The sequence below is a fragment of the Paenibacillus sp. JJ-100 genome (assembly GCF_948329825.1).
GTDB lineage: Bacteria > Bacillota > Bacilli > Paenibacillales > Paenibacillaceae > Paenibacillus.
Genome location: NZ_CAOJCM010000001.1, coordinates 14,287 through 28,885, shown reverse-complemented (window position 1 = coordinate 28,885; position 14,599 = coordinate 14,287). Strand labels below are relative to the sequence as shown.

The following is a 14,599-nucleotide window of genomic DNA, read 5'->3' as shown; positions in this document are numbered from 1 at the left end:
GGTTCATTATTTTTCCTTCATTCTTACTTCATCTTGTCGTTAACATATTACATATTAATCATCTCGAAACAATTCATGCAGCATGCGATCCCGGTTCTCCAGAAAACTACGAGTGATCTGATAGTGATCTGTTTCTTCATACTTCATCTGCTGAATATGTCCGTCATCAAAACTTAAAATTTCCGCCCCCGGATACCCAAGTAGAATAGGCGAATGTGTGGCAATAATAAATTGCGAATTACTCGATAAATCATGCAGAATTCTCAGCAACGAGAGTTGACGGGCTGGGGATAAAGCTGCCTCTGGCTCGTCAAGCAGATAAATGCCCTTCGAGCTGAAGCGGTTGATGAACAAGTTAAGAAAAGACTCCCCATGGGACTGCTCATGCAATGAACGCCCTCCGTAATATGGAAGGGACTCCGGCATCTCATCGACATGTGATGCAAACTGGTAGAATGACTCTGATCGCAAGAAAAATCCATTCGTCACTTTAGGCAGCCAGGCCAGTCTCAGATAATCTCCAAGAGAAGACTCCGATGCGTGTGTCTCAAACACATTATTTCGCCCGCCTCCGGCCGTATTGAATCCACATTGATGAGCGATTCCTTCGAGCAACGTAGATTTGCCTGATCCATTTTCACCAACAAAAAAAGTAACATTATTGCTGAACGTAAGTCGTTCTAAGGATTGGATCGAAGGAATATTAAAGGGATACTGATCGTGTTGTTCAATCTTGTCTGATATTAATTCAACACTACGAAGATACATGGTCCACCTCCTGTATTGAATCTATGCAGCTGCTCTCTATCATTATAGCGAAGGATCTTCGGCAAGGCGTCACGATGTTATATATCTATATCCCTCTATACATCTTCTCGAACAATAGCGTACATCTTCAAGTCTTGCCACTCATTTTTCACTCTCATGTACTTTCTCAGCACACCTTCAAACTGCATACCCGCTTTCTCCATGACCTTGGCTGAGCCGATGTTGCCCACCAGACATTTGGCTTGAATACGCTCCAGACCCACGTCCTCGAATCCAAATTGAATGATTCTTTTCACTGCCTCGGTCATCAAACCTTGGTTCCAAAATTGATTGGATAGTACATATCCCAGTTCCACTCTCAGATCATTGTTGTGACAATCTAAATAATTGCAGCTACCAATCAGTCTTCCTGTTCGTTTATCCTCAATGCCCCATGGCCCTAAGATATCATTCTCATAACGGCTCATTGCAAAATCCAGAAACCCTTTTGTATTCTCCTTGCTCTGATGCGCATCCCATGTCGTAAATTCTGCAACAGCGGGTACCGAGCAATAACTGTACATATCCTCCAGATCATCATAAGTCAACGGTCTAAGAAGCAATCGTTCCGTTTCCAGTACGGGAAATGGATCGAAGTAGTTTTCAATGGTCTTCATAACGCCATCCCCCTATAAGCCTGTAAATTCAAGGCGTAAATTGTTTCCAATAAAAAAACCGATCCCAGATCACTTCTTCGATCCAAGCTCGGTCATTTCCTGCTTCATTTTTAACGAACAAATGTGTTACGAACACGTTTTGACTTCATAAAATACGGAATCCAGATGGCACAAGCAATGACAGAACGTGCTATACCCCGAATTGAACTTCCATCTTCGACCTCTCTTGCCATAGGAATCTGATAGAGTAGTAGATAATCCACGATACCAGCTGCAAGACTAACACTATAAAGAATAATCATAAGGCGAGGAAGAATGGCTCTCTTCTTGTAAAAAGCGATAATGGTATACACGCTAAATACAAGGATAAACAGGTTGTATACACACTCATATATAATGACTGGGCCCCATAACGGGTGATAAAAATCAGATTCTACGGACGTTAAAAGCGTCCACGTCTCTGTGTTTAAAACAAGTAACCTCGTCTCATTAAGATGCGCAGCCAGCAAGATCAAGGATAGAAATAATCCAATCTGCGTCAGAATAAGCCATCCTCCGAGTCCAGACACGCCAAGTGGCCGATATTCCCTCGTTGACTCACGATAAGAGTCTTGTAGAGGTTCATGTTCAGGTGTTTGCACTTCTAACACTTCCTTTTCTATTTCTCATGTTGTTGAAACGAGATGATGAACGTTCATATGTATAACTACGGCTCTATTCTATTCGTGCTTTTTCTATGATGCTGTTGCCTTAGCTTACCCTCCCCTATAAAAATTGACACAACTTCCTTATTGTACTACAGGAAAGAATAGAGGTGTACCCCTTTTCAGCCCCTGTTTTTTCGGGTTCGTTATACTTTCGCCATGTTCCGTCCAGTATGCTTATGTCATAATTCAACGTAACCAAAGCAGTTGTGGATACTGCTTACGATTACTAATGATTATGAAGGAGGACTTAGCAATGCCTGATTCAAAATTAAAATTGCTACCTTTTGCAGACATCTCCAGTTACACCGAAGGTTTCAATATTGTTTCCGTACAGTGGGGATACGACGGTCTTGCGTATGTGTTGCTCATCAATAAAGTACCTGAACGAATACAACATATGTTTGTGCAAACCAAACTAAACGAATCCTATACGTATAAAGTACTGATTATATCAGATCAACAGGTGAAGGAAGTTGTGATTAGGAGGCAACATTTTCACTATCATTATGTACAGCCTCTTCAAGAACATCTGTTGCTGGTTGGGGCACGTTGTACCTATTACGGGAAAGATCAATTCGATCTAAACGCCAAAGTATGTGATATGAAAGGCACCACGATTCGTGAATTTTTGCTTGGGGATGGAATTCAAAGTGTACAGGTAACAGAGCGTGGAACAATCTGGACCAGCTACTTCGATGAAGGGATCTTCGGTAATTATGGTTGGAATGAACCCATTGGAGCGAATGGACTGCTGGCTTGGGATGCCTACGGACATGTTATCTATAAGAATACCGTAGCCGATATTTACGACTGTTACGCACTCAATGTAGTGAACGAACAGGAAGTCTGGTTCTACTATTACAGTGATTTTAGATTAGGATGCGTCTCAGGCGAAGTTGGTTCCGAGCAAATTAATGTCACATTTGCGAATCCCCAACTATCAGGTTCCTCCGGTTTTTGTACAGATGGATATCACTTCTTATTCGATGCAGGATACGGCAAGCACGGTACCTTTGTACTCAAAAAAATGCAAAAACCCGGTAGCCTGACCAAAGGAACGAAAATATCACTACGGAACGAAAAAAACCGCCCATTTCAGCAGCCATGGCAAGATTTACGTCAGGATCGCCTGCTGCTGGGTGAGGGAAACCTCTTGTATCAGATCACAATGGAAGAAATGTTAGCTGTTATCGGATAGTTATGCCTTAAACGCTAATCCCTCTTCCTCCAGTGATTTACGAAGCGTAGGGATAGACGAAGGGCCGATTCCGTGGAGCTTGAGTATTTCTTTCTCCGTGTACTCGGCAAGCTTCGGTAATGTCGTAATGCCTTCTGATTCCAGCGCACGTCTGACAGGGGCAGACACTAAGCTCAGGAACCCCTCTTTCGGTTTCCGTTCTGCTTCACACTTGGGACAAGTGGAACAATCACTCTTTTTATAAAAAGTATGTCCCTTCTCGCATGTCCGCTTTGTTGCTCTATTCATCGTCATATGGGCTTTCCTCCTCAGAAAATGGTATAATCATGCATTAGCCAGGTTCACTAGAACGAAAATCTGATTTGTAGGAGTGTATGTAATGAATTTGAAAGAAAAGCTGATGTTCATTCGAGAAAATGAATATCAAGCACCCCCGGATCCCTTCGCCATCGTACAAGAAATGCTGAATAACATTGGTGCCGTGGATGCACAACTGCGTGATGAGTTGATCTACACAACCTTATCCCACTGGATTCCTAGTCATGCCCTGAATACATACGAATTAGAACAGATTTTAACCATTATATTAGATGACCAACATCTGCTATACCAACTGGGTGAATCTCATTCGGATTCCGTGTTCACACGTTCTTTTTCTATGCTGGTTATTCCTCTTCTTTTAATACGACATAGAGACACGCCCTTCCTGTCGAGTGAGCGTATTCATCAGATCAAAGACGTTGTCTTTCACAATGTTCGAGAAGAAAGGGACTACAGAGGATATGACGAAACCAAAGGCTGGGCACACGCAATAGCTCATGCTGCGGATGCTCTGGACGATCTGGCTCAATGTAACGAATTAAATGCAGATGATCTGTCCACGATCCTGGATCTGGTCTACGAGAAAATGACGATAACCGAACGGGTCTACTCCGATGGTGAAGACGAAAGAATGGTCAGTCCTGTCATGCGTATCTTAGAACGAAACATCCTCAGTCTCACTTATATCCAACAATGGATTCAGCGTTTTGGTACAGAAGAGGAGACCGAGTTCCTAGATGGTTTCAGGCAAAAAAACAACATGAAAAACTTTCTCAAGAGTCTTTATTTCAGACTTAAGCATACTGGAATCCATGAAGCTACCTTATGTTCAACCATTGAGCAAACGTTATATAAAATAGAACCTGTTTACTATTCATCCTGAAGGGTGAGCTGCATCTGTATTGAATTGGGACTTCTGGATGTTGAATTCTGCAACCGAACTCCCTCCTCTTTACGCCTCAATTTTATAAAAATACGGTCCGCACATCGATTCATGTGTATGTACATACGTCCAGGTGAACGCCTTGTCAAAGATATAGATATCCTGTTGCTCATCAAAATCAGCTGCGACGATAGCGCTGGCATTCTCAAAGATCTGTACATATGGCGAGTGCTGGTACATCACATACAAATCATTTTTGTCCTCCGCATCGAAGGCCACTCGCGCTGCTTCCCCTTCTAAACACTCCTGCTGTTCGTAACTGAACATATGCCATTTGTACTGGCTGTAATGGATGGTTTCTTTTAAAATATCATCCAGGTTATGTGCAAATACGTCATCCCAGCGCTGAATCATCTCCTCCGACTCCTCGCAGAACTCGGTCACTTTCACACCCTTGTCTGCGATCATTTTCTCATACATATATTTGCGGTACACCATTGCAATCCGTGAGTACGCCATGTTGAGTTCACTTTCTGGCAGCACATCCAGCATACGATTAATCTCCTCCCGAACCAAGGGCAATCCTCCTTTATGTAGGTCATAGAAACACTTATATACTCTACAGGAACACATTTATGTGCCCCATTCTACAACCGAACTGGACTCCAACAGCTCTGACCACTTACTCAGCGTCTGTCTCCTTCCCGCAGCTCATATGCCAGCTTGTACATCTCAGCAATATCATACCGGTTCTGTTCACGGAAACGTCGTACCGCTTCATCCACCTCAACCATTTCAACCGCCACCACTTGCTCTCCATCCTCCGGATTGAGCGGATCGCTGACCAACTCCACATCACCATAACCAATCACCCTGACAAAATGCGGATGCGGAATGTGCGGCCGATACGGCTCAGGTGCACTGGATGTGCAATGAAATTGCCCGAAAACCTGATAGCTGCGTAACTCTGCTCCTAACTCTTCCATCAACTCACGCTTCAATCCGTCCATATAAGGCTCGTCCACCTCCAACGTTCCCCCGGGCAGTTCCCACAGTCCATTATCCAGTTGAAATACAACACACTTGTCCCCGATAAATGGAATAATACTCACATTACTCACCAGCGTCTCATCCACATGCTCTCCCAGCCTGAACTCCGCCTCAATTATTCCCCAGTCTATCGACGTGCTCAGTGCCGGATATTGTTCCATATTCATGCTGATCATCCTTCCATCCGCTCCATGACTTTCACTTTATATGCTTCCAATTATAGTCGAAAACACAAAGAGAAGGCCACTTCCCCAGCAGGAGTTGTGACCTTCGTTGACATTTCAGCTTCCACGTTACAACCTCGTATATCCTAGAATCGTCTAGTGCTGAGCGAGCTTTCCTTTTTCTAAAAAAAGAACCCGGCTACAGAGCGGCAAAATCCGCTCATCATGCGTAACCATCACGGCACTCTTGCCCTGCTCCTTGACGAGCCGTGCAATCGTGCTTACAATATCCAGCCCGCGCTCCGCGTCCAGGCTGGCCGTTGGTTCATCCGCCAGTAGCACAGCCGGATCATTCATCAGCGCCCGCGCAATGGCAACGCGCTGGCGTTCCCCACCGGAAAGCTTGTCGGTGTATGCTTTCCGGCGGTGGGACAGGCCCACCGTATCCAGCAGTTCACCTGCACGGCGCTCGGCTTTATTTTTATCCATGCCCGCAAGCTTGGCCACGACCATTAACTGCTCCTCCACCTTCAAGTACGGGATGAGATTCGCACTTTGAAAAATAAATCCGAGCTGGCGCAGCCGCACATCCGAGATGTCCGTTTTATTTTTACCCATAATAGAAGTACCATCGAGCAATACCTCTCCACCCGTTGGTTCAAGCAGCGCACCTGCAATGGACAGGAATGTGCTTTTACCCGAACCCGAAGGGCCCATCACAGCGACAAGCTCCCCTTCTGCCGCCTGCAGATCGAGCTGATCCAGAATTGTACGCGGGCTGCCGCCATCATCAAATGTCTGTGTAATCCCTTGTAATACCAGTCGGTTTCTCATGCTGCCGTCCTCCCAATCGCATCCAGTGCATCAATTTTGGTAACCTTCCACACCGAGAACAATGAACCCGCCATCGACATTAGAATGAAAAACACACAAGTTAATGCGAGCGTGGATAATCCTAATTCGAAGGGCATTGATGCAGGCAGCACAGATTCGAACAGCCGTACAAGCAGCACACTAATCACCAGACTGCCTACAGATAACAACAGCACCTGTAGCGAAACACTGCCTGCCAGGTAACCGTTACGTGTCCCGATTGCTTTTAAAATGCCAAACTGACTGGTCTTCTGAATCGTAATCACGTAGAAGAATACCGCAAGCACAAATGCCGAGATGACATATAGAAAAGCAATCATCATCAGCAGTGAGCCCTGCTCTTCCTTGTAACCCGGAATAGCGGATACGGCTTCCGATTTGGTGATGATCTCTGTCTTCGGCAAGGCAGTACTCAGGCTGCTCACCTGATCTTCCGCACCTTTGACGGCAATGGCATTATAGACTGGCGTACGCCCAGCATCAGTGCCCGTTTCTGTAACGGCTCCATTTTTTGCAGATGCGGCTTCCGCCGTGCGTGATCCAGCTTGCAGCGCAAGCCATTCCTGCTCGTTCATGAACACCACCGGGGCATGACTGAATGATTCATTTTGCACAAAACCACTCACTGTCCACACTGTTCCCGAGGCTTGATCCACCAAAACCGTGCCGATCGTTACGCCCGATTTTTCCAGCTTCTGATCTACGACGACCTGCCCCGTGGACTGATCATTAATCGCTTGACCTTCGGTAACGGTTGGTGTCAACCAACTGCCCGGATTCACCATGAAAAGAGTGACATCGATCTTTATAGTGTCGTTCGCCGGGCTAACAGTCGTCATTCGAATACCAAGCGGCTCGGCATGATCCTGCCCAACGACAGACCGCGCCTCGTCCAGCTCTTGCTGACCTACCTGTGACCGGGTGAATCGATGATTCGAATCCTGTTCGAGTACAAAATGAGTTGCATCCATATTTTTAATCGAAGCCGCGTTATCATACGACAGCCCCTGTGCAAGTCCAGTTACAAACAGTACCAGAAACGAAACTAGCACCATGATTGTAGCAATTAAGGCATAGCGTCCCTTTGCAAATCTCATTTCTCGTATAGCTAAGTACATATGCTCTGACCTCCCTCTTGATAACCCAAGTATAGGAGGTCAAAATGAACGGAACATGAACAACACATTACATCTGCGGAAGCGTTATCTTGAAGATTGTACCTTCAGAAGAACTGGATACCTCAATTGTGCCCCGATGAATCCGGATAATCTTCTGCACAATGGCCAGCCCAAGCCCGGTGCCGCCAGACGAACGTTCACGCGCCTCATCCACCCGGTAGAAACGGTCAAACAGGAACGGCAGATGCTCTTCTGGAATCCCATCTCCTGTATCGGAAATATGAACGACACACGCTGTATCCGTCTGCTCCGCGCGAATCTCAATGCTACGGCCTATCGGCAGATGCTGTACCGCGTTGCCTAGCAGGTTCATCCAGACCTGCATCAGCAACACTTCATTGCCCGTAATCTGTATGGACTCGGGAACAGACATACGAAGCAGCAACTCTTTCTCTTCCAATTGCCATTGCAGCACTTGAACCGCCTGCCGGAATTGACCTCTTAGGGAGAATGTAGTTTCGGTTGGAGTCATGTCATCATGTCCTTGTTCCAGGGAAGACAGTACTAGCAATTGTTTACTGAGCAATGAGAGATGCCGGCTCTCCTTTTCAATAATGGATGCATAATGCTCTCGTTCCTGTTCGGACAGTTCTCTGTCCGCCACCAATTGAGCAAATCCTTGAATCGAAGTTAACGGTGACTGAATCTCATGAGATACGTTGGATACAAATTGCTGCCGTGCCTGATCCACGCGCTCCAATTCACGGCTCATGGTCATGAAGTGCTGGGCAAGTTGTCCGATTTCGTCACGTCTTGCCGTATTTAGTTTGACCTTATAATTCCCTTGTGCAATGCGCTTGGTTGCCTCGGAAAGTCGTTCAATCGGATTCACCAGATAACGAGTGCTGAATAGAAAGATAAGTACACTGACGCCGACTGTTAGAGCCCATATAAGCGCAAAGAAAATCCGCAGCTCTCCGAATTGCAGAATGACATCTGGACGCATGAACATAGCATAATGTGTACCGCCCACCTGCAACGGAACACCAACCGTGTTGCTTAACTGGTTATCGAAAAATCCAGTCACGAACGGTTTGCTTGGAAACTGAGCCACCCCATGATATACTTCACCACCAAGAACAAGCTCTACAGCTTGCTTGTCCAGATCCTTCTCACGAAATTCACGGCCATAGAATTGCTCATGTCCCTGGCCATCTGTGACATAGATTTCGTACCCGAGAGAAGCGGCATTAATCAGATAACGATCCATCGTATCCGGCTGCTCTTCGGCGAACTGCTTCATGTCCATCGCAATGCCCACCAGCTTCTCATCATTAAACGCCTTAAGCTTGGCGTGGTAATAGATATTCGAGAACAAAAAGCCCAGCACACTGCTGACGATAATCACCGCTATCGTAATGAGAAATACCCGAACGTACAACGTTCTCACTAGGATTTCACCTCGATCTTGTATCCAATTCCCCGTACCGTCTGAATTACAAAATCATCCGCATAATCAGCAAATCGGTCACGCAACCGCTTGATATGTACATCCACTGTACGGTCATCCCCTTCATAATCTGCACCCCAAACGAGCCGAATCAGTTCGTCCCGCGAGAACAGACGCCCAGGGAACTGTGCAAGCTGGGACAATAGTTCAAATTCCTTCATCGGCAAGAAAAGAATCGACTGTCCGTCACTCACTTCCACATTGTTGCGATCAATCGTAATCCGGTTCATACGAATGATATCACTGGAGGTTCGATGGTATCTGCGAAACAGAGCTTTGACCCGGTACACCAGTTCCTCGGGTTCAAATGGCTTGGTCACGTATTCATCCGTACCTCGCAAGTACCCTTCTTTCTTGTCTGACAGCTGATCCCGTGCGGTCAGCAATATGATCGGGATGTCGTAATGCTGACGAATGAAATCACATAGTTCAAGTCCATCCATACCGGGCATCATGACATCAAGAATTGCAAGATCGATGGGTGTCTCCTGTATGATTTTGACTGCCTCCACACCGTCCTGCGCTTCATGAACTCGATATCCCTCCTTCGTCATGACGTGGCGCAGCAGTGCGCGAATATGAGCATCATCGTCTGCCACTAGCAAATGTTTCATCTTGGTGTCCGCCCTTCTATTGTGATCATGCCCCGATGGTAGCATAAAAAGAAAGCCAATTACCAGCACGTCTGCACTTTGCCAAGTTTATTGTTTATATGTGCGCTAACCTGGTTGACACTATTATGAGACCGAATTATAATAAACCCATTACATATGAATGATTGCTCATATATTCATGTTAAAGGCAATCGTTCGATGAACATTTCGGCGGTAACTTTGTAACCTATAGTATCTATCATTTAATCAACAGGAAAAGTCATAAAAATCTGCCACAGAGCACATGTTACACGCAAGATGTTATTATTATGCAACTTACATAACGGAGCCAGTCTCCTAAGGAGAGGATCTACAATGTCAGAACACCAACATAGTCATCATCAAGGGCACGACCATGGACACAATCACGCTCACACCACCAATAACAAAAAAGTATTACTCTTTTCCTTCATTATCATTACTACCTATATGATCGTGGAAGCCTTCGGGGGATTTATCACCAACAGCCTGGCACTCATCTCCGATGCAGGCCATATGCTCTCGGACTCCATTGCACTGGGGATTGCTCTGCTGGCGTTCACTTTTGGAGAAAAAGCAGTCAACACGGGCAAAACTTACGGCTACAGACGATTTGAGATTCTCGCAGCCACATTGAATGGTGTTACGTTAATTGCCATTGCTCTTTATATTTTCTACGAGGCCATCGGTCGTTTTATTAACCCACCTGAAGTTGCAACGATGGGCATGCTGATCATCAGCACAATCGGATTGCTTGTGAACATTCTAGTCGCCTGGCTCATGATGCGCGGTAGCGATACGGAAAATAACCTCAATATGCGCGGCGCATACCTTCACGTCATTAGTGATATGCTGGGATCAATCGGAGCCATCGCCGCTGCTCTGCTCATGATGTTCTTCGGTTGGGGTTGGGCTGACCCGCTGGCAAGTGTTATTGTTGCTGTACTTGTATTGCGCAGTGGATTCTATGTCACTAAATCCTCCTTGCACATTCTAATGGAAGGTACACCAGCCAACGTGGATGTCAACGATCTGGTGCAGACCATCCAGCAGGTCGATGGTGTCAAAGGGGTACATGATGTTCACGTCTGGTCGATCACCAGCAATCTGAACGCACTCACCGCCCATATCGTCGTGGATGGAACGATGGATGTCTATGCCTCCGAGACTCTGGTACAGAAAATTGAACATCTGCTGGCGCATAAAGAGATCAAACATGTCACCTTACAGGTGGAGTCTGAAAAACATCTTCACGACACCTCGGTCCTCTGCACCGTTAAAGGTGACGCCCCAGATGCACATGCGCATCACCATCATTGAATTATTGCAGTATAGCTGGCACTTGCTTCGATTTAATGATACAAAACAAAACAGGACGTTCCGTTAGGGGAGCGTCCTGTTTTGTTTTCGTTGCAACGTTAATAGCACTATGGGTATTAATTGTGATGGTAGTATTGCCGTATGCGATCCGTATGGCATTCACTGTATGCTCTTTATGCCGAGATCCACTCTAGAAACTCCAGCCGATTCCCGAAGGGATCATTCACATAAAAACGCTGTACGCCCTCCTCTGCTCTAGCTACATCATCTACGACTGGAATGTTGTGGGTACGAAGATGCTCACGAAGCTGTTCCAGGTTCTGCACATGAAACGCTGGATGAGCTTTGGTGGCGGACACAAAATCTTGCTGCACACCAATATGAACCTGATGTTCACCACATTGAAACCAGACCCCACCACGTTTCTGTAACGTTTCGGGCTTTGGAATCTCAGTCCAGCCCAAGATTGCATTGAAAAAATGTCGAGCTTCCGTCTCACACCCTACGGGAGCTGCCAGCTGAACATGGTCAATACCATTGAAATGAAAAGACATGTTATCTACTCCTTTTCAAGTTTCATCTAACGAAACGCAGTTTCATTATATAATCTTATTTTATAGAGAGTAGATCAACAAATCTAGCTAAATTTTCAGTAAACCATATCGTTATCTACCTCTCATACCCGTTTCCACAACTCCCACGCTTGGAGATACGTAGGCAAATCTTGCGGATGATGTTTGTTACTGAGCCCAATTCGGCAATATAAATGAACCAGTGCTTCTTCCATTAACCTGGATCTATCCATCGTTACTTGTTCAAGATGCTCAAATACATCCCATAGCACATCCGGGTCAAGATCATCTGGTGAAGAACAAAAGGCGTACAGAAAGTCATAAAAGACAGGCCCCGCCATTGGAGAGGGATCGATTAACCCAATCAATTCCGTTTGCTTAAACACAACGTTATGAACACCCGCATCCCCATGCAAAAGGAACCTTGGCCCCTCATCGCTCTGAAACAGACGATTGATTACCTTTTGAACCCGATCATAATCTTCCGTTCCAAGCACATCCCCAAGATTCTCTCTGGCCTCGTCAATACTAATCTGATTGAATACCTTCCATGTCTCTCTTGGGTATTCAGGTCTTCCCCATGGCTCTGTATCCGGCAATCGGACATATGTATTAAACACCTCTTTTACAAGCCGGGTTAACCACACTTTCTTCGCTCCCCGATTGGAATGAGTCTCACCTTCCACATAACGATATACCAGATAGGTATCATCCAGATCCTTAAAAAGAATCTTCTGTAGCAGCGGTACATGACTGTATATGTTCAGGAAATCACATGTAATACGAACTTGCTCGGGATCATCCCATTTCAGAATGTACTGCTCGCCCGAGTCTGCGCGGAGCCTGAACACCCGTCCTGCCGTGGTACCTGACAACTGTTTTGCTTCCACGATCTCTTCTTGAATTCTGTGTTTCTGAAAAAGCATGTTCATGTCCTTGATGCTTCGGTTGTTGTTCATATCCTTCTCCTATCTTATCTGCTGACAATCCAATGTACCGCTTCCAAAATATCTGTTGCAATATAATCCGGTTCAGTCTCCGCCCACTTATCTCTGAATTTCGTTAAAGAGGCTTCGCCCCATCCTGTTCTCACCATGATCTTGGTCGCTCCTACCGCATGGGCAGCAAGCATATCGGTGTCGCCTACATCGCCAATAACGATACATCGGGTCAAGTCCAAATCATGCTCTGCTGCCGCTTGAAGTAACATTCCCGGCTTGGGCTTGCGGCAGTTGCATTCTTCGTCATGTGAACAGATATAGGCTTGATCAAAGCCAAACTCCCGAAACTGCGTCTCAAACTCCTGAATCGTTGCTTGTCCGCGTGAAATCCGATATTGGTTCGTAAATGCAAATACCTTCGTCCCCGTCTCCTTTAATAGCCTAATCGCTTCCTGTGCATTCGGGTATAATTCAAAATCTCTCGGATGAATAAAATGCCCTGTACCCCCAATCGTGCCATCTCTGTCGATAAAAACAGCATGAACGTCTCGATTTGAATACATCAAATATGTTCACTCCCGATAAAGTTGGATTAAAGCAGCCATAATGGATTTGATTTTTAAACTTTCAAAATAATTGTAACATTTTTTAACTTCACCCGTTGTTTTAAAAGAAGGAGGATGAAATCTGGAATGAAAGGTGATTTATATGCGGAACTATTCAAACAGTACCAGTCCTCCCTATAGAGAAGAGATGCAGCAGATGAAAGGGGCAGATGAATCATATCAAAAATAACGAAACATGATGAGCAGCATGTGCTTCATCAAAATGATTTTGAAGATCAGCGCTCTGAATGGAGTCACAAGCAGTTCGAGCGAATGGTGTGGAGAACAAGGTGGAAATTCTTCGTTAATGCTGGAGGAACTCTTCTTTTAATATTTTTACTTTATCATGTCTATATCTATGCTCTGCATATGTACTTTGATCAGTCGAAGGTGCGTAATGAGTTTATGCGTACTATTGTTTCGGTGGTCGAGATGAATGGTGACGGGCTACGCGTGGACAAGACGAACCGTTCGGCATTTGAAGTTACACCCTTCCTTACACAGAAGGCAACCCTTAAGGTATACCGTCTGGTCGGATCATGGGAAGTCATTACTGGTGAAATTCAGGCCGAGCTTAGTATTACAGGAAAGTTCAGTTACAGCTTGTCAAAGACGGGCTCGTATTTGAATGGGAACGATTCGGGTCCGTTTTATCTTCCCTATACTCTGGTCGATGGCCCGGCTTCATATGATGACTCTGAGAAGAATGGCGTCATCAAGAGGCTGCGTAAGATGGATGAAGGATATGTTGCCGAGATGTCCATCTCTTTGAAAAATCTGAAATCTCCCGAGCAGCTCATGCAGCTCCTTTCCAAGTACGATGTCGGAGTAACGGCCATGCCGGTCTATTCTGGAGAAATGCAGGAAAAGAATCTTTCGTATTCAAGAGCAGGCATGTACGACTATATTATTCCTCACTTGACCCTGAAACCACTGTATCAAATGGAAGACGGCGGAGGGAGATGGTTTAATTATTTTCCTACTGAATCGGAAGAGCAGGAACAGTCTCAAGGCACGATGAAGGAACAAATTGATTTCATGATGTCTGATCTGGAGTGGATATTATCAAGCAATCTTCAATATAGCGGTGCCGAACTAGATCAAAAACGTCTAATTTATCTGAAAAAGAATGGTGTGCAAGTATACGGCGCCGTTATAACGGGTCCTGTACGTGAATTGCAGAAATTGATAGAAAATCCGGAATTTCAACATGTTTATCTGAATCGAGTCGAGGTGTGGAATTGGGATTAGCAATACAGACTTTCATTGAAAAAGAGATCG

General features: G+C 45.4%; 17 protein-coding genes. 4 read left to right on the top strand and 13 right to left on the bottom strand.

All coding sequences use genetic code 11. From position 1 onward, the window contains the following. Positions 1-54: 54 nt before the first annotated feature. The 3 genes from PQG66_RS00170 to PQG66_RS00160 form a co-directional block, all read right to left on the bottom strand. Positions 55-768, bottom strand: coding sequence for an AAA family ATPase (locus PQG66_RS00170; RefSeq protein ID WP_272033816.1), 714 nt, complete (start codon positions 766-768; stop codon positions 55-57). A gap of 95 nt (positions 769-863) precedes the next feature. Further along, positions 864-1,424, bottom strand: coding sequence for a GNAT family N-acetyltransferase (locus PQG66_RS00165; protein WP_272033813.1), 561 nt, complete (start codon positions 1,422-1,424; stop codon positions 864-866). A 110-nt stretch (positions 1,425-1,534) separates the two neighbouring features. Beyond that, a complete protein-coding gene (locus PQG66_RS00160) occupies positions 1,535-2,065 on the bottom strand; it encodes a DUF2569 domain-containing protein (RefSeq protein WP_272033809.1) in 531 nt (176 codons plus the stop codon). A 319-nt stretch (positions 2,066-2,384) separates the two neighbouring features. Between PQG66_RS00160 and PQG66_RS00155 the strand changes: the two genes are divergently transcribed. Further along, entirely contained in the window at positions 2,385-3,329 is a 945-nt protein-coding gene (locus tag PQG66_RS00155) for a hypothetical protein (protein ID WP_272033807.1), read from the top strand. On the opposite strand, the gene PQG66_RS00150 is transcribed toward PQG66_RS00155, so the two are convergent. Then, positions 3,330-3,617 carry an RNA polymerase alpha subunit C-terminal domain-containing protein gene (locus tag PQG66_RS00150; protein WP_272036366.1) on the bottom strand — a complete coding sequence of 96 codons (288 nt, stop codon included), beginning with the start codon at positions 3,615-3,617 and terminating at the stop codon, positions 3,330-3,332. A gap of 91 nt (positions 3,618-3,708) precedes the next feature. Here PQG66_RS00150 and PQG66_RS00145 point away from each other — a divergent pair, with 91 nt between their 5' ends. Then, positions 3,709-4,533 carry a DUF2785 domain-containing protein gene (locus PQG66_RS00145; RefSeq protein ID WP_272033805.1) on the top strand — a complete coding sequence of 275 codons (825 nt, stop codon included), beginning with the start codon at positions 3,709-3,711 and terminating at the stop codon, positions 4,531-4,533. A 69-nt stretch (positions 4,534-4,602) separates the two neighbouring features. On the opposite strand, the gene PQG66_RS00140 is transcribed toward PQG66_RS00145, so the two are convergent. The 6 genes from PQG66_RS00140 to PQG66_RS00115 all read right to left on the bottom strand — a co-directional run bounded on the left by PQG66_RS00140 (position 4,603) and on the right by PQG66_RS00115 (position 9,862). Further along, a complete protein-coding gene (locus tag PQG66_RS00140) occupies positions 4,603-5,109 on the bottom strand; it encodes a DUF4275 family protein (RefSeq protein WP_272033803.1) in 507 nt (168 codons plus the stop codon). 110 nt (positions 5,110-5,219) lie between these two features. Continuing rightward, positions 5,220-5,750 carry an NUDIX hydrolase gene (locus PQG66_RS00135; protein ID WP_272033801.1) on the bottom strand — a complete coding sequence of 177 codons (531 nt, stop codon included), beginning with the start codon at positions 5,748-5,750 and terminating at the stop codon, positions 5,220-5,222. 153 nt (positions 5,751-5,903) lie between these two features. Then, positions 5,904-6,581, bottom strand: a complete 678-nt coding sequence (locus tag PQG66_RS00130) for an ABC transporter ATP-binding protein (RefSeq protein ID WP_272033799.1) — start codon at positions 6,579-6,581, stop codon at positions 5,904-5,906. Next, complete coding sequence (locus tag PQG66_RS00125; RefSeq protein ID WP_272033796.1) at positions 6,578-7,738, bottom strand: ABC transporter permease; 1,161 nt, start codon at positions 7,736-7,738, stop codon at positions 6,578-6,580. The genes PQG66_RS00130 and PQG66_RS00125 overlap by 4 nt, the downstream gene beginning before the upstream one ends. 67 nt (positions 7,739-7,805) lie before the next feature. Beyond that, the gene (locus tag PQG66_RS00120) at positions 7,806-9,188 is read right to left on the bottom strand and encodes a sensor histidine kinase (protein ID WP_272033794.1); all 1,383 of its coding nucleotides are present in this window, start codon (positions 9,186-9,188) and stop codon (positions 7,806-7,808) included. Next, positions 9,188-9,862, bottom strand: a complete 675-nt coding sequence (locus PQG66_RS00115; RefSeq protein ID WP_272033792.1) for a response regulator transcription factor — start codon at positions 9,860-9,862, stop codon at positions 9,188-9,190. The genes PQG66_RS00120 and PQG66_RS00115 overlap by 1 nt, the downstream gene beginning before the upstream one ends. Positions 9,863-10,216: 354 nt before the next feature. On the opposite strand from PQG66_RS00115, the gene PQG66_RS00110 reads away from it, so the two are divergent. Next, a complete protein-coding gene (locus tag PQG66_RS00110; RefSeq protein ID WP_272033790.1) occupies positions 10,217-11,200 on the top strand; it encodes a cation diffusion facilitator family transporter in 984 nt (327 codons plus the stop codon). A 173-nt stretch (positions 11,201-11,373) separates the two neighbouring features. Here the strand turns inward: PQG66_RS00110 and PQG66_RS00105 are convergent, their stop codons facing one another. The 3 genes from PQG66_RS00105 to PQG66_RS00095 all read right to left on the bottom strand — a co-directional run bounded on the left by PQG66_RS00105 (position 11,374) and on the right by PQG66_RS00095 (position 13,276). Further along, positions 11,374-11,754, bottom strand: coding sequence for a VOC family protein (locus PQG66_RS00105; protein WP_272033788.1), 381 nt, complete (start codon positions 11,752-11,754; stop codon positions 11,374-11,376). A gap of 122 nt (positions 11,755-11,876) precedes the next feature. Continuing rightward, a complete protein-coding gene (locus PQG66_RS00100; protein ID WP_272033786.1) occupies positions 11,877-12,731 on the bottom strand; it encodes an aminoglycoside phosphotransferase family protein in 855 nt (284 codons plus the stop codon). 14 nt (positions 12,732-12,745) lie between these two features. Continuing rightward, the gene (locus PQG66_RS00095) at positions 12,746-13,276 is read right to left on the bottom strand and encodes an HAD-IIIA family hydrolase (protein WP_272033784.1); all 531 of its coding nucleotides are present in this window, start codon (positions 13,274-13,276) and stop codon (positions 12,746-12,748) included. A 252-nt stretch (positions 13,277-13,528) separates the two neighbouring features. Here PQG66_RS00095 and PQG66_RS00090 point away from each other — a divergent pair, with 252 nt between their 5' ends. After that, on the top strand, positions 13,529-14,569 hold the full coding sequence (locus tag PQG66_RS00090; RefSeq protein WP_272033782.1) for an anti sigma factor C-terminal domain-containing protein: 1,041 nt from the start codon (positions 13,529-13,531) through the stop codon (positions 14,567-14,569). Positions 14,570-14,599 lie beyond the last annotated feature (30 nt).